The organism is Tardiphaga sp. 172_B4_N1_3 (assembly GCF_052076035.1).
GTDB lineage: Bacteria > Pseudomonadota > Alphaproteobacteria > Rhizobiales > Xanthobacteraceae > Tardiphaga > Tardiphaga robiniae.
The window spans coordinates 2673552-2698869 of sequence record NZ_CP197238.1; the positions used below are offsets into that span (position 1 = coordinate 2673552).

The 25318-nt window shown below is 61.6% G+C and carries 26 protein-coding genes; 16 read left to right on the forward strand and 10 right to left on the reverse strand.

Annotated features, from left to right (window positions below):
- Window positions 1–55: 55 nt before the first annotated feature.
- Window positions 56–217 (reverse strand): hypothetical protein, encoded by a 162-nt coding sequence (locus AB7783_RS12735; RefSeq protein WP_441277831.1) that lies wholly within the window; start codon window positions 215–217, stop codon window positions 56–58.
- A gap of 52 nt (window positions 218–269) precedes the next feature.
- Here AB7783_RS12735 and AB7783_RS12740 point away from each other — a divergent pair, with 52 nt between their 5' ends.
- The gene (locus AB7783_RS12740) at window positions 270–848 is read left to right on the forward strand and encodes a helix-turn-helix domain-containing protein (RefSeq protein WP_439058994.1); all 579 of its coding nucleotides are present in this window, start codon (window positions 270–272) and stop codon (window positions 846–848) included.
- Window positions 849–853: 5 nt separating this feature from the next.
- On the opposite strand, the gene AB7783_RS12745 is transcribed toward AB7783_RS12740, so the two are convergent.
- Both AB7783_RS12745 and AB7783_RS12750 read right to left on the reverse strand, forming a co-directional pair.
- Window positions 854–1051 (reverse strand): hypothetical protein, encoded by a 198-nt coding sequence (locus AB7783_RS12745; RefSeq protein ID WP_089264937.1) that lies wholly within the window; start codon window positions 1049–1051, stop codon window positions 854–856.
- Window positions 1052–1263: 212 nt separating this feature from the next.
- Window positions 1264–2889 (reverse strand): ABC transporter substrate-binding protein, encoded by a 1626-nt coding sequence (locus AB7783_RS12750; protein ID WP_089264938.1) that lies wholly within the window; start codon window positions 2887–2889, stop codon window positions 1264–1266.
- Between the two features lie 169 nt (window positions 2890–3058).
- Between AB7783_RS12750 and AB7783_RS12755 the strand changes: the two genes are divergently transcribed.
- Complete coding sequence (locus AB7783_RS12755) at window positions 3059–3289, forward strand: hypothetical protein (protein WP_089264939.1); 231 nt, start codon at window positions 3059–3061, stop codon at window positions 3287–3289.
- Here AB7783_RS12755 and AB7783_RS12760 read toward each other — a convergent pair.
- Window positions 3286–4905 (reverse strand): ABC transporter substrate-binding protein, encoded by a 1620-nt coding sequence (locus AB7783_RS12760; protein ID WP_441279690.1) that lies wholly within the window; start codon window positions 4903–4905, stop codon window positions 3286–3288. The two genes, AB7783_RS12755 and AB7783_RS12760, sit on opposite strands and share 4 nt — an antisense overlap.
- Window positions 4906–5235: 330 nt before the next feature.
- On the opposite strand from AB7783_RS12760, the gene AB7783_RS12765 reads away from it, so the two are divergent.
- The 8 genes from AB7783_RS12765 to AB7783_RS12800 all read left to right on the forward strand — a co-directional run bounded on the left by AB7783_RS12765 (window position 5236) and on the right by AB7783_RS12800 (window position 14702).
- Window positions 5236–6369 carry a M20/M25/M40 family metallo-hydrolase gene (locus AB7783_RS12765; protein ID WP_441277832.1) on the forward strand — a complete coding sequence of 378 codons (1134 nt, stop codon included), beginning with the start codon at window positions 5236–5238 and terminating at the stop codon, window positions 6367–6369.
- A 245-nt stretch (window positions 6370–6614) separates the two neighbouring features.
- Window positions 6615–7556, forward strand: coding sequence for an ABC transporter permease (locus tag AB7783_RS12770; RefSeq protein ID WP_089264942.1), 942 nt, complete (start codon window positions 6615–6617; stop codon window positions 7554–7556).
- 13 nt (window positions 7557–7569) lie between these two features.
- The gene (locus AB7783_RS12775) at window positions 7570–8454 is read left to right on the forward strand and encodes an ABC transporter permease (RefSeq protein ID WP_089264943.1); all 885 of its coding nucleotides are present in this window, start codon (window positions 7570–7572) and stop codon (window positions 8452–8454) included.
- The gene (locus tag AB7783_RS12780) at window positions 8451–10136 is read left to right on the forward strand and encodes an ABC transporter ATP-binding protein (protein ID WP_374725734.1); all 1686 of its coding nucleotides are present in this window, start codon (window positions 8451–8453) and stop codon (window positions 10134–10136) included. The genes AB7783_RS12775 and AB7783_RS12780 overlap by 4 nt, the downstream gene beginning before the upstream one ends.
- 30 nt (window positions 10137–10166) lie before the next feature.
- Window positions 10167–11690, forward strand: coding sequence for a M81 family metallopeptidase (locus AB7783_RS12785; protein ID WP_441277833.1), 1524 nt, complete (start codon window positions 10167–10169; stop codon window positions 11688–11690).
- A 12-nt stretch (window positions 11691–11702) separates the two neighbouring features.
- The gene (locus AB7783_RS12790; protein WP_089264945.1) at window positions 11703–12863 is read left to right on the forward strand and encodes a M20 aminoacylase family protein; all 1161 of its coding nucleotides are present in this window, start codon (window positions 11703–11705) and stop codon (window positions 12861–12863) included.
- A gap of 268 nt (window positions 12864–13131) precedes the next feature.
- The gene (locus tag AB7783_RS12795) at window positions 13132–14022 is read left to right on the forward strand and encodes a crotonase/enoyl-CoA hydratase family protein (protein WP_439064653.1); all 891 of its coding nucleotides are present in this window, start codon (window positions 13132–13134) and stop codon (window positions 14020–14022) included.
- An 8-nt stretch (window positions 14023–14030) separates the two neighbouring features.
- On the forward strand, window positions 14031–14702 hold the full coding sequence (locus AB7783_RS12800) for an esterase/lipase family protein (protein ID WP_441277834.1): 672 nt from the start codon (window positions 14031–14033) through the stop codon (window positions 14700–14702).
- A 4-nt stretch (window positions 14703–14706) separates the two neighbouring features.
- Here the strand turns inward: AB7783_RS12800 and AB7783_RS12805 are convergent, their stop codons facing one another.
- The 3 genes from AB7783_RS12805 to AB7783_RS12815 form a co-directional block, all read right to left on the reverse strand.
- Window positions 14707–15684, reverse strand: coding sequence for an NADPH:quinone oxidoreductase family protein (locus AB7783_RS12805; RefSeq protein WP_441277835.1), 978 nt, complete (start codon window positions 15682–15684; stop codon window positions 14707–14709).
- Window positions 15684–16313, reverse strand: a complete 630-nt coding sequence (locus AB7783_RS12810; RefSeq protein ID WP_441277836.1) for a 2-hydroxychromene-2-carboxylate isomerase — start codon at window positions 16311–16313, stop codon at window positions 15684–15686. Before AB7783_RS12810 ends, AB7783_RS12805 begins: the two co-directional genes overlap by 1 nt.
- A 61-nt stretch (window positions 16314–16374) precedes the next feature.
- Entirely contained in the window at window positions 16375–17079 is a 705-nt protein-coding gene (locus tag AB7783_RS12815) for a glutathione S-transferase N-terminal domain-containing protein (RefSeq protein WP_441277837.1), read from the reverse strand.
- Window positions 17080–17213: 134 nt separating this feature from the next.
- Here AB7783_RS12815 and AB7783_RS12820 point away from each other — a divergent pair, with 134 nt between their 5' ends.
- Window positions 17214–18236: a methionine synthase gene (locus AB7783_RS12820; RefSeq protein ID WP_441277838.1), complete on the forward strand. Its 1023-nt coding sequence runs from the start codon at window positions 17214–17216 to the stop codon at window positions 18234–18236.
- Between the two features lie 112 nt (window positions 18237–18348).
- Here the strand turns inward: AB7783_RS12820 and AB7783_RS12825 are convergent, their stop codons facing one another.
- The 3 genes from AB7783_RS12825 to AB7783_RS12835 form a co-directional block, all read right to left on the reverse strand.
- Window positions 18349–18972 carry a hypothetical protein gene (locus AB7783_RS12825; RefSeq protein WP_441277839.1) on the reverse strand — a complete coding sequence of 208 codons (624 nt, stop codon included), beginning with the start codon at window positions 18970–18972 and terminating at the stop codon, window positions 18349–18351.
- Window positions 18973–19088: 116 nt separating this feature from the next.
- Window positions 19089–19613: a xanthine phosphoribosyltransferase gene (gene gpt, locus AB7783_RS12830; RefSeq protein ID WP_068736116.1), complete on the reverse strand. Its 525-nt coding sequence runs from the start codon at window positions 19611–19613 to the stop codon at window positions 19089–19091.
- A gap of 73 nt (window positions 19614–19686) precedes the next feature.
- The gene (locus tag AB7783_RS12835) at window positions 19687–20421 is read right to left on the reverse strand and encodes a competence/damage-inducible protein A (RefSeq protein ID WP_309948719.1); all 735 of its coding nucleotides are present in this window, start codon (window positions 20419–20421) and stop codon (window positions 19687–19689) included.
- Window positions 20422–20642: 221 nt separating this feature from the next.
- Here AB7783_RS12835 and AB7783_RS12840 point away from each other — a divergent pair, with 221 nt between their 5' ends.
- The 5 genes from AB7783_RS12840 to AB7783_RS12860 all read left to right on the forward strand — a co-directional run bounded on the left by AB7783_RS12840 (window position 20643) and on the right by AB7783_RS12860 (window position 25300).
- Window positions 20643–22061, forward strand: a complete 1419-nt coding sequence (locus AB7783_RS12840; protein ID WP_093756415.1) for a circularly permuted type 2 ATP-grasp protein — start codon at window positions 20643–20645, stop codon at window positions 22059–22061.
- 62 nt (window positions 22062–22123) lie between these two features.
- Entirely contained in the window at window positions 22124–23068 is a 945-nt protein-coding gene (locus AB7783_RS12845; RefSeq protein WP_068736110.1) for an alpha-E domain-containing protein, read from the forward strand.
- 40 nt (window positions 23069–23108) lie between these two features.
- Window positions 23109–23945: a transglutaminase family protein gene (locus AB7783_RS12850; RefSeq protein WP_441277840.1), complete on the forward strand. Its 837-nt coding sequence runs from the start codon at window positions 23109–23111 to the stop codon at window positions 23943–23945.
- A gap of 78 nt (window positions 23946–24023) precedes the next feature.
- A complete protein-coding gene (locus AB7783_RS12855; protein ID WP_093756417.1) occupies window positions 24024–24770 on the forward strand; it encodes a proteasome-type protease in 747 nt (248 codons plus the stop codon).
- 11 nt (window positions 24771–24781) lie between these two features.
- Window positions 24782–25300 carry a GNAT family N-acetyltransferase gene (locus AB7783_RS12860; RefSeq protein WP_320444838.1) on the forward strand — a complete coding sequence of 173 codons (519 nt, stop codon included), beginning with the start codon at window positions 24782–24784 and terminating at the stop codon, window positions 25298–25300.
- The last annotated feature ends 18 nt before the right edge of the window (window positions 25301–25318 follow it).

The window sequence follows — 25318 nt, forward strand, 5'->3', positions numbered from 1 at the left end:
AAATCCAACAGGTTTACTGACAGAAATCAACGTCACGAAAATCGGCATCTGATGCCTAAATCGGCAAAAGGCAGCCGATGCACATAACGCAGGCTGAAAATCGGCGTTCTCCGGCACTTTTGCCTAAATTATCCTTGCCCGTGCCGGAAATATCTGCAGCAATGTTTTCCTGCAGAAACACTCCAGCATCGCTCTGGAGCTCTTTCAAAGAGATCAACGAGACGACTCTTCCACCATCGCCGCGCGCCCTCTAAAAGAACGAGCACCTCATGAGGAGATCGACGTTGCTCGACGTCAGCAAGAATGCGGTTGGCTTCAACCTGCGCCAGCTACGCACCACCAAGGGACTGACACTGGATCAGCTCGCCACCCAGAGCGAGCTGACGCGCGGCTATATCTCCCTCGTCGAGCGCGGCCTGAAGACGCCGTCGGTGAATGCGCTGCTGCGCCTCGCCGCGGCGCTCGATGTCAACGTCACCTATCTGTTCGACCCCAACCCAACGCCGGCCCCGCGCTACACGCTGTTCCGGCAGGACGAACAGCAAACGCCCATGCAGGACGACGGCGTCGATCTGCTGGCGCTGGCGGCGGGACGAACACGCAAGATGATGGAGCCGTTCCTGATCCGGCCGCCGCTGAAATTCGCGCCGCGCGCATCGCATGCGGGCGAGGAATTCCTGTTCGTCATATCAGGCAAGATGGCGATCAAGATCGAGGACGAAGAGATCGTCCTGAAGAAAGGCGATTGCCTGTACTTTTCCGGCGAGACGCCGCACTGGGTGCGCAGCATCGGCAAGCCCAAGGCCGACGTGCTGCTTGTGGTGTCGGCGGCATCGCCCGAGCGCTGAGTTTCCTAGACGCGTTCAATTCTTCCGCTGAAAAGCGCGCGCGGCGCGACCTTCTTGCGCAAGGCCTGTGCCTGCATTTTGCAGACGCACATCGGCTCGCCCCTGCGCGTGGTGCATTTGCAGGGATAACCATAAGCAAATTCAATCAACGCATCGACGTCATGGGCCATGATCGCCTGCTCAACGCGCTCGTCATACGTCATGTGGCCATCTCTTCTTGCTAGCGGCTGCTGGCTGGGCTTTGCGCTTCGTTCCCATAGGCATGTCGAACAGATCGGGCGTGGGCGAGAGCAACTTTAAATCTGTTTATAGCAACACCGCAGGACGGGCAAAGCCTGCCTCAAAACAAAGACGCCGGCCTGATCACTCAGGCCGGCGCTCTCTTATTCAAACCTGCCCGCCACAGCGGCGCCGGTTACTCCTTCTTGTCGATGTTCCAGAACACCGGAGTGGCGGCGCCCGGCAGCACGCCGGTCAGCGACTTCCGCCATATGCTGGGGATCCGGTATTCGCCAAGCGGCAGATACGCGACCTGCTCGAGCGCACGGGCCTGGACTTCCGCAGCGGCAGCCTTCTGTTCCGCAGGCGTCGCTGCGCGCGCATACTTGTCGCGCAGTTCTTCGATCTTGGCGTCCTCGAACCATCCGAACCAGCCGCCATTCTTGCCGCGGCCCGACGTCGAGACGTTGGAAACCGGGTTAAGAATATCAGCAGCGACCCAATTGGTGAAGAACATGTTCCAACCGCCCTCCTTGACGGGCTTCTGGCTGGCGCGGCGCGTCACCACGGTCTGCCAGTCGGTGGCCTGCACTTCGACCTTGAAGCCGGCATCGCGCAGAAGCTGCGCTGCAACGATCGGCTGCGCCTTCAGCGACGACACATCGGTGGGCGCCATGATGACCACGGGCGTGCCATCATAACCGGATTCGGCCAGCGCCTTCTTGGCTTCCGCCATGCCGCTGCCCTTGACCATGGTTTCCGAACCGACGTCGGTGTCATTCGGCGTGCCGCAGCCGAACATGGCACCGCAGATCTTCATGTAGTCGGGATTACCGACCAGCGCATCGAGCACCGGCTTCTGGTTCATCGCGAGGAATGCCGCGCGGCGCACCTTGACGTTGTCGAAGGGAGGCAACAGGAAGTTCATACGCCCCAACGTCTGGTAACCGAGCTCGTTCAGAACCTCGATCTTGAGGTCCTTGTCCTTGACGAGAATCGGCAGCAGATCGTAGGGACCGTTCTCCATGAAATCGATGTCGCCGGACTGCAGCGCGTTCACCGCGGTCTGCGCATCGGGCATCGTGACCCATTCGACGCGGTCGACCTTGACGACCTTGCCACCGGCCGCCCAGCTCGCAGGCTCGGAGCGCGGCACGTAGTCCTTGTTCTTCTCATAGACCGCCTTCACGCCCGGCTGGAATTCAGCCTGCACGAACTTGAACGGACCCGAACCGATCTGCTCCGGAATGGCCTTGCCGGCGGGCGTCTCGGCGAGACGCTTCGGCATCATGAACGGCACCAGCGACGATGGCTTGGCGATCGAGTCGAGCACGAGGCCATAGGGCTCCTTGAGCGTCAGCACGATGGTCTTGGCGTCGGGGGCTTCGATGCTCTTGGTGAAGTCCATGAGCTTCTGGCCCATGCCGTCATTGCGGCCCCAGCGCTGCAACGAAGCGGCGCAATCTTCCGCAGTGACAGGCTTGCCGTCGTGCCACTTCAGGCCGTCGCGCAGCGTGAAAGTATAGACCATCTTGTCATCGGAGACTTTGTACTCCGCCATCTGCGGCTGGACTTTGAAGTTTGCGTCCATCGCCAGCAACGTGTCGTAAACCATGTAACCGTGATCGCGCACGATATAGGCCGTGGTAATACCCGGATCGAGCACGCGCAGATCCGAGTGCATCACTGCGGTGATGGTCTTGCCGGCAGCATGCGCGGGCGACGACAGCACCGGCAGCGCCAGCGCAACGGCTACCGCCAGACCTGGTAGCGTCAATTTCGTGAAGGCCGCAGAACGCTGCCAACGTGACATGTAGGACATTCGATCTCTCCTGACTTGAAACTGACCATCGGTCGATGATTGCTTGTGCAACGCGATAGAAATTTAGGCGCCACCACGCGTTGGCTTTATCTTTTAGACATCAAAGACTTGCATCAAGCGTGATGCGCGTCAATCGCGTTTTCCACGCGCTACATCCACATGCTGCAGAATGCATTCCAATGCACATCGTCAATTTGCAAAGGAGATTGCCTGCTGCTGCCAAGTCACGCACGCAGTCAACGGCATGCTCGACCCCGCTGCACGCGACATGGCAATCATGGGTGCGACCATCGAACGCATCGCTCGTGGAGAGGTCATTCGCAAAAACAAGAACGCCGGCCTGATCACTCAGGCCGGCGTTCTGTTACTTCACACGAACCGCGACAGCGGCGCCGGTTAGTCCTTCTTGTCGATGTTCCAGAACATCGGAATGGCAGCGCCCTGGGTGACGCCGGTCAGCGAGGTGCGCCAGATGCTCGGCACCTTGTATTCGCCGAGCGGGATGTAGATGACCTTGTCATAGATCTCCTTCTGGATCTCGGCGGCGAGCTTCTTCTGCTCTTCCGGCGTGGTCGCACGCGCATATTTGTCGCGCAGCATTTCCAGCTCGGCATCTTCGCTCCAGCCGAACCAGCCGCCATTGCTCTTGCTGCGGCCGGAGGTCGCGACATTGCTGATGGGATTGAGAATGTCGGCACCGACCCAGTTCGAGAAGAACATGTTCCAGCCGCCTTCCTTGATGGGCTTCTGGCTCGGACGACGGCTGAGCACCGTCTGCCAATCGGTGGCCTGCACTTCGACCTTGAAGCCGGCATTGCGGAGCAGTTGCGCCGCAACGATCGGCTGCGCCTTCAACGTGGTCACGTCGGTCGGCGCCATGATCACCACCGGCGTGCCGTCATAACCGGCCTCGGCGAGCAGCTTCTTGGCTTCCTCGACGCCATTGCCCTTCACAAGGCTTTCCGAACCGACATCCGTCGCATTCGGCGTGTCGCAACCGAACACCGCACCGCAGACCTTGTAGTATTTGGAATCGCCGACCAGCGCATCCAGCACCGGCTTCTGGCTCATTGCCAAAAACGCGGCACGGCGAATCTTCGGATTGTCGAAGGGCGGGTTAAGGAAGTTCATGCGGCCGAAGGTCTGGAAGCCCAGAGGGTTGAGCACTTCGATCTTAAGCTCCGGATCCTTCGCCAGGACCGGCAGCAGGTCGTAGGGACCATTTTCCATGAAGTCGATGTCACCCGACTGCAGCGCATTCACCGCGGTCTGTGCATCGGGCATGGTGATCCATTCGACGCGATCGACCTTCACCACCTTGCCGCCGGCCTGCCAGTCGGTCGGCTCGGAGCGCGGCTTGTAGTCCTTGAATTTCTCGTAGACCGCCTTCACGCCGGGCTGGAATTCAGCCAGCACGAACTTGAAAGGACCCGAACCGACCTGCTCGGCAATCGCCTTGCCGGCTGGCGTCTCAGCCAGACGCTTCGGCATCATGAACGGCACCAGCGACGATGGCTTGGCGATCGAATCCAGAACGAGGCCGTAGGGCTCCTTCAGTGTCAGCACGATGGTCTTGGCGTCGGGCGCCTCGATGCTCTTGGTGAAATCCATGAGCTTCTGGCCCATGCCGTCATTGCGGCCCCAGCGCTGCAGCGACGCGGCGCAGTCTTCGGCGGTGACCGGCTTGCCATCATGCCACAGCAGGCCGTCGCGCAGGGTAAATGTATAGACAAGCTTGTCGTCGGAGACCTTCCAGTCGGCCATCTGCGGCTTGATCTCGTATTTCGAGTTCATGCCGAGCAGCGTGTCGTAAACCATGTAGCCGTGGTCGCGGACGATATAACCGGTGGTGATACCGGGATCGATCACACGCAGATCGGAATGCATCACTGCGGTGATGGTCTTACCTGCAGCATGCGCGGGCGACGACAGCACCGGCAGCGCGAGGGCAACGGCGACCGCCAGGCCCGGCAGCGCAAATTTCGTGAAGGCCGCAGAATGCTGCCAACGTGACATGTAGGACACTCAATCTCTCCTGACTGGAATCTGACCATCGATCGATGATCGATTATGCAACGCGATAGAATTTTAGGCGCCTTCGCGTATTGCCTTTATCATTTAGGCTTCAATGACTTGGCATCAAGCGTGATGCGCGTCAATCGTGTTGTCCACGCGATACATCCACACGGTGTAGAATGCATTGCAATGCACATCGTCGATTTGCAAAGGCGATTGCGCTGCTGCTAAGTCATGCGCGAACTCTCGCCGACAAATTCTCGCAATGTGCGCAGGCACGGAGCGCCTTGATCATCCGTGACGAAATTCTCATCCAAGAGGAATGACTTGATGAACCCCGCCGAACTCCGGTTTGATCTCGAGAATATGCTGCAGGGCCTGCGCGTCTGGGTCGAATGCGAGAGCCCCACATGGGACGCGAATGCGGTCAACGGCATGCTCGACCTCGCTGCACGCGACATGGCAATCATGGGTGCGACCATCGAGCGCATCGCGGGACGTCAGGGATTCGGCGGCTGCATCCGCGCCCGTTTTCCACATCCGAAATTCGGCGAACCCGGTATCCTGATCGCGGGCCACATGGATACCGTTCATCCGGTTGGCACCATCGAAAAACTGAAGTGGCGCCGCGATGGCGAGCGCTGCTACGGCCCGGCGATCTGCGACATGAAGGGCGGTAATTATCTATCGCTGGAAGCCATCCGCCAGCTCGCACGTATCTCCTATACGACGCCGCTACCCATCACCGTACTGTTCACGCCCGATGAGGAAGTCGGCACGCCATCGACCCGCGACATCATCGAAGCTGAAGCCGCGCGGAACAAATACGTGCTGGTGCCGGAGCCCGGTAGTGCGGGCAACGGTGTCACCACTGGCCGCTATGCGATCGCCCGCTTCAATCTCGAAACCATCGGCCGGCCCAGCCATTCGGGCGCGACGCTGTCGAACGGCCGCTCCGCGATTCGCGAAATGGCGAAGAAGATCGTGCAGATCGACGAGATGACCGGACCGGACTGCACGTTCAGCGTCGGCATCGTGCATGGCGGACAATGGGTCAACTGCGTTGCCTCGTCATGCACCGGCGAAGCGCTGAGCATGGCCAAGCGTCAGGAAGATCTCGATGCCGGCGTCCAGCGCATGCTCGCTCTCTCAGGTACCGAGAATGACGTGACCTTCAACGTCACCCGCGGCGTCACCCGCCCGGTGTGGGAACCGAACGCGGCGACCATGGCGCTGTTCGAGAAAGCCAAGGCCATCAATGGTCGCCTCGGCCTGCCCGAACTGACCCACGGCAGCAAGGGTGGCGGTTCGGATGGTAATTTTACCGGCGCAATGGGCATCCCGACCCTCGACGGGCTCGGCGTTCATGGCGCCGATATGCACACGCTCAACGAATATATCGTCGCGCAGAGCCTTGTTGATCGTGGCCGCCTGATGGCGGGATTGCTGGCAACCCTCGATTGATGCAACGTCGCCCGGTTTGCACATGCATCGCATGGCGCAAATCGGGCGGTGGCACAGGACTTGCTACCTTTACGTTTAAGTTTAGCGAACTTCGGGTTGAGGCAAGTTGCGACAGTGAATCATTGTTTCTCGAAAATCTGTGTTTCTCGCGGACCATGACGACCAAGAGCAGCGAGCCCGTGACGTTTCCGGTTGACCGACGCGGTCCAGTTACGTTCGATCAACACCACCACTAGGAAAGCGCCATGCTCGGATACCTCATTCGCCGGATTCTTGCGGCCATACCCGTTATGGGTGTGGTGGCCCTGTTTGTCTTCCTGCTGCTTCGGCTGACGCCCGGCGATCCTGCCGCGATCATCGCCGGCGATAACGCGACGGCCGAGCAGCTCGACCGCATCAGGACGCAGCTCGGTCTCAACGAACCGCTCTACACGCAGTTTTTCAGCTGGGTCTGGCGGCTGCTGCACGGTGACTTCGGCACCTCGCTGATCTCCAACGTGCCTGTGCTGCAGATGGTCAACCAGCGCATCGAGCCCTCTTTGAGCATTGCATTGAGCGTGATGCTGGTTTCGATCCTTGTTGCGATCCCGCTCGGCGTCATCGCCGCATGGAAACACGGCACATGGATCGACCGTTTCGTGATGGCGCTGTCAGTGATCGGCTTCTCCGTGCCGGTGTTCGTGATCGGTTACGTGCTGGTCCAGGTGTTCGCGATCGAACTGCGCTGGTTTCCGGTGCAGGGTTTCCGCAGCATCTCGCGTGGATTCGGGCCGTTCTTTGAGCGCATCACGCTGCCGACCGTCGCGCTGTCCTTTGTCTATGTCGCGCTAATCGCGCGCATGACCCGCGCGGCGATGCTCGGAGTGCTCGGCGAAGACTATGTCCGCACCGCGCGCGCCAAGGGCATCAACGAGAGCGGGGTGCTGTTCCGCCACGCGCTGCGTAACGCCGCCGTGCCGGTCATCACGGTGATCGGTACCGGCTTCGCACTGCTGATCTCCGGCGTCGTCGTCACCGAAAGCGTGTTCAACCTGCCCGGCATCGGTCGCTTGACGGTCGATGCCGTGCTGGCGCGGGATTTTCCCGTGATCCAGGCCATGATCCTTTTGACCTCGGGCGTTTATGTCGGGGTCAATTTGCTTATCGACCTTGCCTACGCACTGCTCGATCCCAGAATTCGTTACTAGGAATCTGTATCTGATGGCGATCGAATCCCTTCCCAACCCGGCCCTCCCCTCCCGCAGCGGTCCGTCGCTCGGCTTTCTCACCGCGACGCCGATTATCGCCTTGGCGACGATTTGCCTGACGCTGGTGATCCTGTCGGCGATCTTCGCACCGTGGCTGACGTCGCACGATCCGCAATTGCTGGCACCCGCCTTGCGGCTGAAGCCGGCCAGTTCGGAATATCTGCTCGGCACCGACGCTTACGGCCGCGACGTGCTGGCGCGCATCCTCTATGGCGGTCGCATCTCGCTGCTGATCGGCCTCGGCGCCGCCGTCACCAGTATTGTCATCGGCCTGTTCATCGGCCTGTTCTCGGGCTTTTTCAAATTGGCCGACGCTGTGATGATGCGTGTCATGGACGGCCTGATGGCAATGCCCGGCGTGCTGCTGGCCATCGCCGTCGTGTCGCTGTCAGGCGCCACTCTGACGACGGTGCTGATTGCGATCACTATTCCGGAAATCCCCCGTGTCGCGCGACTGGTGCGTTCCGTGGTGCTGTCGGCGCGTGAGGAGCCCTATGTGGAGGCGGCGATCTCGCTCGGCTCCAGCATGCCGAAGATCATGTTGAAGCATCTGATGCCCAACACGGTGGCGCCGCTGATCGTCCAGGGCACCTTCATCGCCGCATCCGCCATTCTCACCGAGGCGATCCTGTCGTTCCTCGGCGCCGGCATCAGCCCGGAAACCCCGACCTGGGGGAATATCATGGCCGAGGGTCGCGCCTTCTTCCAGGTCAAGCCATCGCTGATCTTCTGGCCGGGATTACTGCTCTCGATTGCCATCCTCTCCGTCAATCTGATCGGCGACGCTGCCCGCGATGCGCTCGATCCCCGCATGAAACAGCGTGAGGCCGGCAAGTGAGTGAACTAGTGAACCCCACCGTGAATACCCGCCCCATCGCACTGGAAATTGAAAACCTCGTCGTCGGCGTCGGCAAGAGCGGCACCGGCAAGAAGATCATCGACGGCATTTCTCTCCAGGTGCGCCAGGGCGAAACGCTCTGCGTGGTCGGCGAAAGTGGTTCCGGCAAGTCGGTGACCTCGCTCTCCACCATGGGCCTGCTGCCGCGAGATTCACTCAAAGCCATCGGCGGCAGCATTAAATTGGTCGGCGAAGATGTGCTGCAGGCCAGCGACCGGCGGCTGCGCGAGCTCCGCGCCACCACCATGGCGATGATCTTCCAGGAGCCGATGACGGCGCTCAATCCGGTCGTCCCCGTTGGCAAGCAGATCGACGAAGTACTACGCACCCACACCAGTCTCGGCGCCAGCGCCCGCCGTGCGCGCATTCTCGACATGATGGAGCAAGTGCGGCTTCCCGATGTGAAGCGCATCTTCGCGTCCTATCCGCACCGCCTGTCGGGCGGCCAGCGCCAGCGCATCATGATCGCCATGGCGCTCGTGCTGGAGCCAAAACTGCTGATCGCCGATGAGCCAACGACAGCGCTCGACGTCACCACCCAGGCGCAGATTCTCAAGCTGATGCGCGACCTTCAGAAGGATCACGGCACCGCCGTGCTGTTCATCACTCACGACATGGGCGTGGTGGCCGACATCGCCGACCGCGTCGCCGTGATGCGTCATGGACGGCTGGTGGAAACCGGAGCATTGAAGGATATTCTGAGCGCGCCCACGCAGGACTATACCCGTAACCTGCTGTCGTCGGTGCCGAGCCTCATTCCCCGCGCGGCCCGCGAGGAAGTGGGCTTCAATCCGGTCGTGCTCGAAGCGAATGAGCTCGGCAAGGTCTATCGCGAGCGTTCCATGTTCGGGAAACCACGCGAGGTCCACGCAGCCCAGGACGTCACGCTGACACTGCGCAAGGGCCGCACGCTCGGCATCGTCGGCGAAAGCGGCTCCGGCAAATCGACCGTGGCGCGCTGTATCGTCCGACTGATCGATCCAACCTCGGGCGGCATCCGTCTCGCCGGACGCGAAATCTCCGACCTGTCGCGTCACGCGTTGCAGCCGCACCGCAAGAAGATACAGATCGTCTTCCAGGACCCCTATCGTTCGCTCAATCCGCGCATCACCATCGGCGAGTCCATTTGCGAAGGTCCGATCAATTTCGGCACCAAACATTCGGTGGCAATGGCCAGGGCGCGTGAACTGCTCGAACTGGTCGGTCTTCCACCTGACGCAGTGTCGCGCTATCCGCACCAGTTCTCCGGCGGCCAGCGCCAGCGCATCGCCATTGCGCGCGCGCTTGCCCTCGATCCGGAAGTTCTGGTGGCCGACGAAGCCGTCTCGGCCCTCGACGTCTCAGTGCAGGCCCAGGTGCTGCGGCTGCTCGATGACATCCAGACCCGGCTCGGCATCGCCATCCTGTTCATCACCCACGATCTGCGCGTCGCCGCCCAGATTTGCGATGATGTTGCCGTGATGCAGCATGGCCGGGTGGTGGAACAGGGCCCGGCAGCGGAAGTCCTCGCAAATCCGCAACAGCCCTATACGCGCCAGCTGCTTGACGCGGCGCCCGGACGAGGATGGGATTTCGCCAACTTCCGCGCGGTCGATGGCAGCACCACCGTGCCGGCGGCCTGAGCCCATACCGAAACTGACCCTGGATTCTGAATGACCCGTATCGCTGTCGGCGGCTTTCTGCACGAGACGAACACGTTTGCGCCGACCAAGGCGACCTATGAGGCCTTTGTGCACGGCGGCGGCTGGCCGTCGATGACGCATGGCGCCGACGTCCTCAAGGTGATGCGTGGCATCAATGTCGGCCTCGCCGGCTTTATCGAGGAAGCCGAGACACGCGGCTGGGAACTGATCCCGACCATCGCCTGCGGCGCGAGCCCTTCGGCGCATGTCACCAGGGACGCGTTCGAGCGCATCGTTGGCGAGATGATCGACGGCATCAAAGCGGCGCTACCGCTGGACGCCGTCTATCTCGATTTGCACGGCGCCATGGTCACCGAACATCTCGACGACGGCGAAGGCGAAATCGCGCGGCGCGTACGCGAGGTGATCGGGCCGGATATTCCGTTCGTGGTCAGCCTCGATCTGCACGGCAATATCTCGCCGGAAACGGTCGAATATACCGACGCGCTGATCGCCTATCGCACCTATCCCCATGTGGACATGGCCGACACCGGCCGCGCCTGCGCACGCCACATGGACTTGCTGCTGGCCGGCAATCGCTTCGCCAAGGCATTCCGCCAGTTGCCGTTCCTGATTCCGATCAGCTGGCAATGCACCAATGACGAGCCGACGAAGAGCATCTATCTGAAGCTGGCCGCGCTCGAACATGACCAGATCCCCACGCTGTCGTTCTGCCCGGGCTTTCCTGCCGCCGATTTCCCGCATTGCTGCCCGAGCGTGTTCGCCTATGGCGTGACGCAGGCTGATGCCGACGCTGCAGCGGACACCATCGTCAAGCTGGTGATGGGCCACGAGGATGATTTCGACGGCAAGATCTACAGGCCGGACGAAGGCGTGCTGCATGCCATGGAGCTGGCGAAGACCCTCACCAAGCCGGTCGTTATCGCCGACACCCAGGACAATCCCGGCGCCGGCGGCGACAGCGACACCACCGGCATGCTGCGCGCGCTGGTGGAGAACAAGGCGATCAAGGCCGCCCATGGCGTGATCTACGATCCCGCTGCAGCGAAGGCTGCCCATCAGGCCGGCGAAGGCGCTACGGTCAAACTCTCCATCGGCGGCAAGTCGGGCATCCCCGGCGATGCGCCTTACGAGAACACGTTCGTGGTCGAGAAACTGTCGGACGGCAAGTTCGTCGCCAACGGCCCCTATTATGGCGGTCGCGACATGGATATGGGCCTCTCGGCCTGTCTGCGTATCGACGACGTCCGCGTCGTCATCTCCTCGCACAAGGCCCAGCTCGCCGACCAGTCGATGTATCGCTATGTCGGTATCGAGCCGACTGAGCAGAACATTCTCGTCAACAAGAGCTCGGTGCATTTCCGCGCCGACTTCGAGCCGATCGCCGGCAAGCTGCTGATCTGCGCCGCGCCCGGCGCGATGCCGGCGGATACGTCCGTGCTGCCCTGGAAGCATTTGCGCCCGGGCATCCGGCTGAAGCCGAATGGCGAACCATTTACGCCCCAGACCTCATCACCTGCCCTCGTGCCGTGAACGGATAGACCCATGCCCACACTCGAACGTATCGACGCCTTCGCCGACGAACTCACCGCCATCCGCCGCGACCTGCACGCGCATCCGGAAATCGGCTTCGAGGAAGTCCGCACCTCCGGCATCGTCGCCGACAAGCTGACCTCCTGGGGTGTCGAAGTGCATCGCGGCTTAGGGGGTACCGGCGTCGTCGGCGTGCTGAAGGGCAAAGGCTCGGGCACCAAGCGCATCGGCCTGCGCGCCGACATGGACGCGCTGCCGATGGAAGAAAACACCAATCTCGCCTGGCGCTCCACCATTCCGGGCCGTTTTCACGGCTGCGGTCATGATGGCCACACCACCATGCTGCTCGGCACCGCTCGCTATCTCGCCGAGACCCGCAATTTCGACGGCACCGTGCATTTCATCTTCCAGCCCGCCGAAGAAGGCCTCGGCGGTGCGCGCGCGATGATCAAGGACGGTCTGTTCAAGCAGTTTCCCTGCGATGAAATCTATGGTCTGCACAATGCACCGGACATGAATCACGGCGAAGTCGGCATCTTCCCGGGCCCTGCAATGGCCGCCGCTGATTTCTTCGACATCACCATCCGGGGCTACGGCGCGCATGGCGCGATGCCGGAGCGCTCCAAGGATCCTGTCGTGATCGCGATGTCGCTCGGTCAGGCGATGCAGTCGATCGTCAGCCGCAACGTCAATCCGTTCGAATCCGCGGTGCTGTCGATCACCCAGATCCATTCCGGCTCGGCCTATAACGTCATCCCGGATGATGCGAAGCTCTGCGGCACCGTGCGCTGTTTCTCCGAGAAGGTCCGGATGCAGATCCGCGAGCGGATGCATGCGCTCGCTGCCGGCATGGCGACGGCATTCGATTGCGAGATCAAGGTCGATATCCGCGACGGCTTCAGCGTGCTGGTCAATCAGGAAGAGCATTCCAAGGCCGTCGAGGACGTTGCACGCACGATCGTCGGCGACGCCAATGTGATCACCCGCGCGAAGCCGAAAATGGGCTCCGAAGATTTCGCCGACATGCTGCATGCCGTGCCCGGCGCCTATTTCTGGGTCGGCCAAGAAGGCTCGGTGCCGGTGCACAATCCCGGCTACTATCTCGACGACAAGATCCTGCCCATCGGCGCCAGCATGTTCGCCCGCATCGTCGAAACCCGGCTGCCGGCGTAAGAAGCGGCAGCCAACGCTGTCGGCATAATTCCGCAGGATGGGTTGAGAGCAGCGAAACCCGTCACGCTTGTGTGCGAAGGATGGGTTTCGCAAGGGCCCTACCCATCCTACAATCCTGCACCTAGCACGTCATTCCGGGGCGCGCGCGTCTTCGCGCGCGAACCCGGAATCCAGTAGTAATGAAAACACGTCGGGATTCCGGGTTCGCGCCAAGTAGCGCACCCCGGAATGACCAGTGAACCAAAATAAAAACAGGGAAGAAACCATCATGGCCTATGAGACCATCCTCTACAGCGTCGACGAGCAGATTCTCACCATCACGCTGAACCGCCCTGAAAAGCTCAACGCCTATAACGCCACCATGCAGGCCGAGCTGATCGACGCCTTCGACAAAGCCGATGCGGACGACAATGTGCGCGCGATCATCGTGACCGGTGCCGGACGTGGCTTCTGCGCGGGTGCGGATCTCTCCTCGGGCGCCGACACCTTCGATCGCGACGCGCGGCGCGGCCCGGTGAGGCGTCTCGCCAGCGGCGATGTCGATTACAGCGATCCTATGGTGCGCGACGGCGGCGGTCAGGTGACACTGCGCATCTTCAAATGCCTCAAGCCGGTCATCGCCGCGGTGAACGGCCCGGCCGTTGGCATCGGTGCCACCATGCAGCTCGCGATGGACATCCGCATCGCGTCTGAAGCCGCACGCTTCGGCTTCGTGTTCTCCCAACGCGGCATCGTGCCGGAAGCCGCGTCGAGCTGGTTCCTGCCGCGCCTCGTCGGCATCTCGCAGGCGCTGGAATGGTGCTACTCCGGTCGCGTGTTCCCGGCACAGGAGGCCCTCGCCGGCCGCCTCGTCAGCAAGGTCGTGCCGCCCGACGATCTGCTGCCAACCGCACGCGCGCTGGCCAGGACCTTCATCGACAAGACGGCGCCGGTCTCCGTCGCGCTGATCCGCCAGATGATGTGGCGCATGATGGGCGCGGACGATCCGATGGAAGCGCACAAGATCGACAGCCGCGGCATCTATGCGCGCGGTCGCTCCGAGGACGTCAAGGAAGGCGTCGTGGCCTTTCTCGAAAAGCGCCCGGCCGAGTTCAAGAACAAGGTCAGCACGGATATGCCGAGCTATTTCCCGTGGTGGGACGAGCGCGGCTACAAGTAGGATCACGAATGAATTCGACGCCCTCCTGTCGTCCACGCGAGGGCGTCATTTTCCTGCACGGCATCAGCCGGTCGTTCCGATCTTTCATCAAGATGCAGCAGGCGGTCGAAGCTGCAGGATTCGCCACGCGGAACATTGGCTATCCCAGCCGGCGCAAGACGCTGTCTGCACTGGCCGATGACATCCATCCCGCCATCGCGCCGTTTGCCGAAGCCAACGAAGGCTGCACGCATTTCGTCTGCCATTCGATGGGGGGCCTGCTGGCGCGTGTCTATCTGGCGCGCCACCGTCCATCACGTCTGGGCCGCGTGGTGATGCTGGGTACGCCGAATGGCGGCAGCGAAATCGCCGATCTGTTCAAGAACTGGCTGCCGTATCGCCAGTATTTCGGCCCGGCGGGGCAGCAACTCGTTACGATGCGGGATGACGTAACTGAGGCGATGCTTCCTCCAGTTGACTATCCGGTCGGCATCATCGCCGGCGATCGCACGCTCGATCCGATCGCTTCGCGCTTGATGTTGCGTGGCCCGAATGATGGTCGTGTCACCGTCGCGCGCACAAAACTTGAAGGCATGACCGACCACCTCGTCATCCACGCGTCACATGCGATGATGATCCGGAACAGGGAAGCAATCATGCAGACTACCGCCTTCCTGAAGGACGGCCAGTTTCGGCGCTGAGCGCTCAGCCCATGGTCAGCGCCACACGCCCGATCGCCCTGCGCTCCGTTAGCAGCCGCATCGCAGCCGCGACATCCGCCAGCGGCAGGCGATGCGAAACATTTGGCCTGATCTTTCCTGCCTCCGCCCATGCGAGGAGCTGCGCGATGCGGGCTTCGCCGATCTTCGGATCGCGCCGCGCCGCCTCGCCGGCGCGGACGCCGAGCACGCTGGCGCCTTTGATGAGCACGAGATTGGTTTTCGCCACGCCGATACCGCCGGTGAAGCCGATCACCAGCAGGCGGGCGCCCCAATTGATGCAGCGCAGGCTCTGCTCGAATATCTCGCCGCCGACCGGATCGAACACGACATCGACGCCCTTGCCGTCCGTGAGACGTTTGACGACATCCCTGAACGGTCCGGCGCCATACAGCACGCCGTGATCCGCGCCGCGCTCACGCGCCACTACGAGCTTCTCTTCTGACGACGCGGCAGCGATCACGGTGGCGCCCAGCAGCTTGCCAATCTCCACCGCTGCCAACCCCACGCCGCCGCCGGCACCATGCACCAGCAGCACTTCGCCCGGCTTGATCTGGCCGCGATCGACCAGCGCGTGATGCGCGGTGCCGTGGGCGGCAAGAAACGTCGCCCCTTCCGCGTAGTCGAATGTCGACGGCAGTGGAGTGAGTTGTGCCGGCGTTACCACGACTTCGTCCGCATAGCCGCCATGACGCAGCTTGACGATGACGCGATCCCCGACCGCGATGCCGGGCAAATCGCTGGCGATTTCGCTGACGTCGCCCGCCGCTTCCATACCCGGCGTGAACGGCAGCTCCGGTTTGAGCTGATATTCGCCGGCCGCCATCAGGATATCCGGAAAATTGATTCCGGCAGCGCGCACGCCAACGCGGACCTGCCCCGGCTTTAGCGCCTTTGACTCGAATTGTTCGAGGCGCAGGCCTTCCGGCGCTCCGAGCTCACGGCAGACAATCGCTTTCGGCATCAGGCTGCGCTCTCGGCGCTTCCAGCGCCAACGTGGCGACGCTGCAGCGCCTCGCGGATCAGCGGCAGGCGGTCATTGCCGAAATACATGTCGGTCTTGTCGAGATAGATGGTCGGCGAGCCGAAGCCGCCCCGTGCGATCACATCATCAGTGTTGACCTTGAGCTGGTCCTTGATCGCCTGATCGCCGATGCCCGCGAAGAATTTCGCGGGATCGATGCCGGTGCGCGTGCAGATCTCGGTCAGGACGTCATCCCTGGAGATATCCTTGTCGTCGCCCCAATAGGCTTCGAACACCGCGCGCGCGAACGGCACCATCGCATCGTTTCCAAGCCAGATGCAGCCGCGCATCGCCTTGACGCTGTTCACTGGAAACACCGTCGGCGGCATCTTGATCGCCAAGCCCGCCGAGCGCGCCCAGTCGCCAAGGTCCTTCTTCATGTAGCGCGCCTTGGCCGGCACCGGCGTCTTGCGCGATTCATAGACGCTGGGATTGATCGAATTGAAGATGCCTCCGACCAGAATGGGCCGCCACGAGATTTCCTCGCCGAATTCCTTCGCCAGTGGCTGGATGTTGTGGAAGGCGAGATAGGTCCAGGGGCTGGAACAGTCGAAGAAGAATTCGATCATGGGTGTTTCCTCGTTTTGTTATTATTTTCTTCGTCATGCGCGCGCCCCGGAATGACGAGCTCTATTGCTGCGCCTGCGCATGCGCCGGCGCATCGACACCGAACATGATCTTCCTCGCCTGCTCATCCATCGGCTTCTTTTCCTGCTTACCGACGGCAAGCCCCGCCTGTACCTGCGGCCGCGCGCGGACCAGCGCAAACCAGCGCTTCACGTTCGGGAAATCATCCAGCGTCAGGCCCTGCGCCTTATGGGTCATGATCCACGGAAAGCACGCCATATCGGCGATGGAGTAGTCGCCGGCGATGTAATCGTGGTCTTCCCCGAGATGCGCATCGAGTACGCCGTACAGGCGCTTGGCTTCGCGGGTATAGCGATCCATCGCATAGGGAATCTTCTCGGGCGCATAGAGCAGGAAATGTCCGTTCTGGCCGAGCATGGGGCCGAGCCCACCCATCTGCCACATCAGCCATTGCATGACGTCGAAACGCTTGCGTATCTCGGTCGGCATGAACCGGCCGGATTTCTCGGCGAGATAGATCAGGATTGCGCCGCTCTCGAAGATCGACACCGGCGCGCCGCCATCGGGAGGTGCATGATCGACGATGGCCGGCATGCGACCGTTGGGGCTGAGTTTCAAAAATTCCGGCTGGTGCTGGTCGCCGCGACCGAGTTGCATCGGAACCACCGTATAGGGCAGCCCGCATTCCTCCAGCATGATCGAGATTTTCCAGCCGTTCGGCGTCGGTGCGTAATGCAGGTCGATCATGTAATTTTCCCGGCGTCCTCGATACGTTTTGGGCGATCCTAGCCCTCCCTTATGGATGCGCCAATCCCATATACGGAGGGTCAGGAACGTGGCAGATAGGCCTCCGCAAAACACAATTTCCGGGGAGCGAACAAATGCTGTTTCCAACCACCATCGCCGGCTCGCTGCCGAAGCCCGAATGGCTCGCCGAGCCGAACAAGCTGTGGCCAACCTGGCGCTCCTCCGGCGACGAACTGCTGCGCGCCAAGCGCGACGCGACGCTGCTGGCGGTGAAAGTGCAGGAAGATGCCGGCGTCGACATCGTCACCGAAGGCGAGCAGGCGCGGCAGCATTTCGTCCATGGCTTTCTGGAAAAGATCGACGGCATCGACTTCGCCCACAAGGTCGAGATGGGCATCCGCAAGGACCGCTACAAAGCGATGGTGCCGCAGGTGATCGCGCCGCTGCAGCTCAAGGGCCGCGTGCACGCCTTCGAGGCGCAGGCTGCCCGCGCGCATACGACGAACAAGTTCAAGTTCACGCTGCCCGGCCCAATGACCATTATCGATACCCTGTCGGACAGCTATTACGGCGACCGCGTCAAGATGGCCTTTGCCTTCGCCGAACTGCTGAACCAGGAAGCGCTCGCGCTGCAAGCCGACGGCGTCGACATGATCCAGTTCGACGAGCCGGCCTTCAACGTCTTCATGGACGAAGCCGCCGACTGGGGCGTCAAGGCGCTCGAGCGCGCCGCGCAGGGCCTTACTTGCGCGACAGCCGTTCACATCTGCTACGGCTACGGCATCAAGGCCAATACCGACTGGAAGGAAACCCTCGGCAGCGAGTGGCGACAGTATGAAGAGATATTCCCGGCCATCGATGCCAGCCCGATCCAGCAGGTCGCGATCGAATGCCGCAATTCGCGCGTGCCGCTGGAATTACTGGGACTGCTCAAGAACAAGATCGTGCAGGCCGGTGTGATCGATGTCGCCAGCGATGAGGTCGAGACGCCGGAAGACGTCGTCGCCACCATCGAGGCCGTGATGAAGCACGTGCCGAAGGACAAGATCGTGCCGACGACCAATTGCGGCATGGCTCCGATGCAGCGCGATATCGCGGAAGCGAAGCTGCGCGCACTGGGTGCGGGTGCGAAGCTCGCAAGGCAAAAGCTGGGGTAAGCCGTTCCCCGCAACAAACGCCGTCATGCCCGGCCTTGTGCCGGGCATCCACGTCTTAGCGCCAAACAAGGAAAGACGTGGATGGCCGGGACAAGCCCGGCCATGACGAATTCTAGTTTCCCGCGGCAGCACTCACATGCAGCACCGGACGATAGCCGGCGCGAAATGCATTCAGCGTCGATGGTGGCGTCAGCAAATGCGCGTCGACGAGCTCGACATCTGCCGCGCGATAGCCCGCAAACGACCATCGCAGCGCACGCCCCTGCGCGATCAGATAGCTCTCACCACCCGCCTGCACCATCGCCCCATCCGGCAATGCCTCGACGGGTCCATCCAGCGGATGCACTCGCTTCTTCCTGTTATCCAGCCGCTCACGATGCAGCACTCCATCGATCTCCGTCGCCCGCACACGCGTGACGCCGTTGCCCTCCTCCCACGCCGCGCGAAAGCGGTTGGCATCGTCGCGGCGGCAATAGAAGCATGGGCGGTGACCGGCGGCGAAGGATGTGGCCTCGTCGAGGAAGAACAGCTCGGTCCAGCTGCGTGTCGCCATGACATCGCGGCGACGCCCGCGAAACTCGCAGACGCAAGTGATCCAGGCCGGATTCGACCAGCGCCTGTTCAGGAGCGTTTTGGTCGAAGGATCATGGATGATGCCACGATTGCCGGTGAACGTTCCGCGTTCCGGTGTCGCGACAATATCGCCTGCCGGCGTGACACGATTTTGCAGCGGCATATCCCTGTCCTCTCCACGTCATTGCGAGCGCAGCGAAGCAATCCAGAAGCAACAAGCCAAGACTGGATTGCTTCGTCGCAAGTGCTCCTCGCAATGACGGCTGAAGAGCTCGTGCCCTAGCCTGCGCCTTCGCGCATCGGCGGCTGGAACGACAGGCCGAGATCCCATGGAAAGAATATCCATGTGTCCTGCGACACTTCGGTGATGTACGTATCCACCAGCGGCCGGCCCATGGGCTTGGCATAGACAGTCGCAAAGTGCGCTTTCGGCAGCATGTCGCGGACGATGCGTGCCGTCTTGCCGGTATCGACGAGGTCGTCGATGATCAAGAGGCCCTTGCCGTCGCCGCCGCCGAGTTTCAACGCATCGGCCGAGAGCCCCTTCAGTACCTGCAACTCACCGCGCTTGTTGTGCTCATAGCTCGCGATGCACACCGTATCGATGACGCGGACGCCGAGCTCGCGCGCCACGATCGCTGCCGGCACAAGCCCGCCGCGGGTGATGGCGATGATCGCGTGAAATGGACCGGCGCTGTTCAGCCGCCAGGTCAGCGCGCGGCAATCGCGATGGAATTGATCCCAGGACACCGGGAATGCCTTGCCGGCGCGCTCCTCAGCACTCAATTCCGGATGATCGGCCATGTTCGTCTCCTCACATCGGTCGCCCTCAGGCGGCCGGACTTATGTTGATCCACTCGTTAGTTCACTCTTAATTTCACTTGGGCGCGTTGATTGTCGCCAACATCGCCTTGACGGCCTCCATTGCCGCATTGAGCTTATCCTGATCGCGCGAACGCACCACCAGATTGGTGTTCGGCTTGCCCTGTTCGTCCATGAACGGATAGCTGCCGATGATCGTATCCGGATGCGCCTTCGCGATATCGCGCAGCGGACCACCGACGTCGCCCTCCCGCGCATTGGCCTTCACCGTATCGGATAGCATCCGCAAACCAGATTTCAGTTTCGGCGACACGATGTCCATCATCGCCTGCATGATCGTCGGCACGCCGGCCATCACGATCACATTGTCGATCTTGAAGCCGGGCGCCAGGATGGTCGCGCTCTGGATCAGGTCAGCGCCATCAGGGATGCGTGCCATCCGCAGCCGAGCTTCGTTCAGGTCGGCGCCGAAACGCTCCTGGAAGCGCGCGACCACTTCGGGATGATGATCGATCTTGACGCCGAACGCCTTGGCTACCGCATCCGCTGTAATGTCATCGTGGGTGGGGCCGATGCCGCCAGTGGTAAAAACGTAGGTGTAACGTTTGCGCAGCGCATCGAGTGCCGCGATGATGTCCGGCTCATCATCGGAGACGACGCGGACTTCCTTGAGATCGATACCGATATTGGTGAGATACTCGGCAATGAATCCGATGTTCTTGTCCTTGGTCCGACCTGACAGAATCTCGTCGCCGATCACCAGGATGCCCGCGGTCACAATCTCGGTCATTTGTCGTTCCTCACCATTCCCGGGACCATGCGCAGGCAAAGTCCTGATGTCACGGGGTTTTGCTGCCGAAACGAGCAGCGTCCAGCCGTTTTTTCAGGCAGCTTTACACGCATCTCATACGAATTGCTCTTGTTGAATGCATATCGTGCTGGCCCGCCCCTTGCTACCATCCCTTTCAGTCGTGCAATCTCCGTACGGCCTCGAAACAACAGTCAGGGTACATGGCAGTCGCGTTCGACGAAATGAACGGGCCCCAAGGCGAACTCCGCCCGGCCTATGAAGAACTCTCCCGCTGGCTCAAGGAGACGCCTCCGGACGCTTTGGAGCATCGCCGCCAGGAAGCGGAGCTGCTGTTCCGCCGGATCGGCATCACCTTCGCGGTTTACGGCGACTCCGAATCCACCGAACGGCTGATCCCCTTTGACGTCATTCCGCGGATCATTTCCGGCAAGGAATGGACCCTGCTGGAAAAGGGCCTGAAGCAGCGCACCCGCGCCATCAACATGTTCCTCAAGGACATCTATCATGGCCGCGAAATTCTCCGCGCCGGCCTGATCCCCGATGACCTGATCTTCCAGAACCCGGTGTTCCGTCCGGAGATGAACGGCCAGGACGTCCCGCACGACGTCTATGTCCACATCGCCGGGATCGATATTGTCCGCACCAATCCGGATGAATTCTTCGTTCTCGAGGACAATGCCCGCACGCCTTCCGGTGTCTCCTACATGCTGGAGAACCGCGAGATCATGATGCGGCTGTTCCCCGACCTGTTCGCGCGGCATCGCGTCGCGCCGGTCGAGAAGTATCCGGACGAATTGCTATCCTGCCTGCGCTCCGTCGCACCGCGCTCGGCCTCGACGGAGCCAACCGTCGCGCTCATGACGCCCGGCGTCTACAACTCGGCCTACTACGAACATTCGTTCCTGGCCGACAAGCTCGGCGTCGAACTGGTCGAGGGCCGCGACCTCATCGTCAAGAACGATGAAGTCTTTATGCGCACCACCGAAGGCCTCAAACGCGTCGACGTGATCTACCGCCGCGTCGATGACGATTTCCTCGATCCCCTCACCTTCCGCCCGGATTCAGCGCTCGGCGTCCCCGGCCTGATGTCGGCCTATATGGCCGGCAACGTCACGCTGGCCAACGCAGTCGGCACCGGCATCGCCGATGACAAGGCGATCTACAGCTACATGCCGGAAGTGGTGAAGTTCTATCTCGGCGAAGAGCCGATCCTGAAGAATGTGCCGACCTGGCGCTGCCGCGAAGCGGGCGATCTTGCTTATGTGCTCGATCACTTAAGCGAACTCGTCGTCAAGGAAGTCCACGGCTCCGGCGGTTACGGCATGCTGATCGGGCCTGCCGCGACCAAGGCCACCATCGAAGCGTTCCGCGACAAGCTGAAGCGCGAGCCGGAAGGCTTCATCGCCCAGCCGACGCTGGCGCTGTCGACCTGCCCGACCTGCACCGAGTCAGGCCTCGCGCCGCGTCACGTCGATCTTCGCCCCTTCGTGCTCACCGGCAGCAAGAACGTCTCCATCGTCGCAGGCGGCCTGACCCGCGTGGCGCTGAAGGAAGGCTCGCTGGTGGTGAATTCCAGCCAGGGCGGCGGCACCAAGGATACATGGATACTGGACGAATAACTCTCGATATAGGCAACCGGACTTCGACCGACGACCCAATTTTCAAAGAGTAACATCCCCGCATGCTGTCGCGCACCGCCGAGAACCTTTACTGGCTAGCCCGCTATGTCGAACGCGCCGAATATCTCGCGCGCACGATCGAGGCGACACTGCGCGTCACCGCGCTGCCGAATACCTATATCGGCCAGACCAACGAATGGGATTCGGCGCTACTAACCGCAGGCGTCAGCGCGGCCTTTTACGAGATCTACGAGGAAGCCAACGAGACCAATGTCGTTGAATATCTCTCGTTCTCGACAGCCAATCCCTCCTCGATCCGCAACTGCATCGAGGCGGCGCGGCTGAATTCGCGCTCGGTCCGCACCGCGCTGACTGGCGAGATGTGGGACACGATCAACAGCGCTTGGCTGGAATTGCAATCCGCCTGGAGCGGCGGTGCCAAGACACGCGAGCAGCTGGCGAATTTCTTGCGCTTTGTGCAGGAGACATCGCTGCGCTTCGACGGCTCAGCCTACCGCACCATGCTGCGCAACGACGCCTACTGGTTCTCGCGGCTCGGGCTGCATCTGGAGCGCGCCGACAACACTGCGCGCATTCTGGATGTGAAATATCATCTGCTGCTGCCCGAGGATGAACATGTCGGCGGCCCGCTCGATTACTATCAGTGGACTTCGATCCTGCGCTCGGTCTCGGCGCTGACGGCCTATCACTGGGTCTATCGCGAGACGCTGAAGCCGTGGCTGATCGCGGATCTGCTGATCCTCAACGACACGCTGCCGCGCTCGCTGGCGAGCTGCTACGGCAATCTCGTCCGCAATCTCGACCAGATCGGCGTGTCCTATGGCCGTCAGGGCGCAGCGCAGCGCCACGCCCGCGGCGTCCGAAACCGCCTCGAACACAGCAACATGCAGGATATTTTCCAGCATGGGTTGCATGAATTCATCCAGGAATTCATTGCAGATAACAGCCGTCTGGGCGACATCATTGCCAAACAATACCTGATTTGAGCTAGCGTCCCGGCTCATCTGCAGATTCGGACACGTTGCCATGCGCCTGCGTATCGCCCATTCGACCACCTATCGCTACGAGCCGCCGGCTTCGGGCGTGATCCAGATTCTGCGGATGACCCCGGGCAGCCATGACGGCCAGTATGTCGCCGAGTGGCAGATCGACGTTTCCACGGATTCGCGCCTCGATCTGCATGAGGATGCATTCGGCAATGTCACCCATGTGCTGACCCACGGGCCCATCGCGGACCTCACGGTCACCGTCGAAGGCCTGATCGACACCCAGGACACCGGGGGCGTGCTGAAGGGCACCGATGAGCGGTTTCCGCCGAGCTTCTTCCTGCGCCAGACCGACCTGACCGACGCCAGCGCGGCGATGCAGTCCTTCGCCAAGGACCTTGCGCCAAGCGCGGAAACTGACGTGCTCGGCTTCCTGCACGCGTTGATGATGGCCATCAACGAGCACATGACCTTCGACGTCGATCCAACCAGCACCGGCACTTCGGCCAGCGAGGCCTTCATCGGCAAGCGGGGCGTCTGCCAGGATTACGCGCATATCTTCATCGCCTGTGCCCGGTCGGCCGGCGTTCCTGCCCGCTTCGTCTCCGGCCATTTCTGGCGCGCCGACGGCGAGACCAACCAGCAGGCCGGCCATGCCTGGGCCGAGGCCTATGTGCCGGATCTCGGCTGGGTCGGCTTCGACCCCGCCAATGCCATCTGCACCACCGACGCCCATGCCCGCGTCGCCATCGGCCTGGATTACCTCGGCGCAGCCCCCGTCCGCGGCACCCGCTATGGCGGCGGCACGGAAACCCTGACCGTCGCCGTCAAGGTCGATCAGGCCAATGGCCGCGGCCAGTCGCAGAGCCAGTCCTGAACAACCTCAAACTGGTTTTCCGAGGTTGCCCGGTCGATACCCACCGCGTAAGACGCTTCCCTGACCAAGGGACCGACGATGACCTATTGCTGCGGAATTCTCGTCAAGGACGGCCTGGTGATGATCGCGGACACGCGCACCAATGCCGGGCTCGACAACATCTCGACCTTCCGCAAGCTGCACATCTTCAACCAGCCCGGCGACCGCATCATGGCGGTGGCCTCCGCGGGCAATCTGGCCATCAGCCAGTCGGTGCTCTCCACCCTGAGCGAGGGGCTGGAGAACCCGACCACCGGCGAGCTGGAGACCCTGCTGAACGCGCCCACGATGTTTCAGGCTGCGCAGCGCATCGGCCGCGCCATCCGGCACGTCAACGCCACCGAGGGCAAGGCGCTGGAGGCCGAGGACATCAATTTCGACGTCTCGTTCCTGTTCGGCGGCCAGATCAAGGGCGCCAAGATGCGGCTGTTCATGATCTACCCGGCCGGCAACTTCATCGAATGCACGGTGGACACGCCCTATCTGCAGATCGGAGAGCACAAATACGGCAAGCCGGTGCTCGACCGCGCAATGCATTACGACGTCGAACTCTATGAGGCGCTCAAGACCGGCCTGATCTCGATGGACTCGACCATGCGCTCGAATATCGGCGTCGGCCTGCCGATCGATGTGCTGGTGGTGCGCACCGATGTCTGCGACGCCGATCTCAATCACCGTATCGAAGCCGGCGAGCCCTATTTCCACGACCTGCGCTCGCGCTGGTCGGCAGCACTGCGCGCGGCCCATCAAAACATTCCGCGCCCGCCCTACAAGAAAGACAATTGAGCGCGGCCGCAATGACCGCAGTTCCGATGAAATGGCGCATCATGACGGAGGCAGACCTGCCGTCCGTCCTCGCCATCGCCGATGCCGTTCATCCCGATTTTCCCGAAGATGAGGTCGTGTTCGCGAACCGCCTGGCGCTCGATCCAAACGGTTGCGCCGTGCTCGAGGCCCAGGACGGGATCAAGGGTTATCTCGTCAGCCATCCCTGGCAATTCAGGGAGCCGCCGTCGCTGAACAGCCTGCTGACAATGCCCGCAGCGCCCTCGACCTTCTACATTCACGATCTCGCATTGCTGCCCGAAACCCGCAGATCCGGCGCGGCGACCGTGGCCGTCGATATGATGGCGGCACGCGCCAGGCTGATGCAACTGCCCAACATGACGCTTGTTGCCGTCAACAATTCAGTTCATTTTTGGCAACGGCACGATTTCACCATCATGCGCGATTCCGAATTGGATCAGAAACTGCAAAGCTACGGCGACAACGCACGTTTCATGGTCCGGGACCTCACTCAAAAAGACCTCTCGTAAAAAGAAAACAGGGACGAA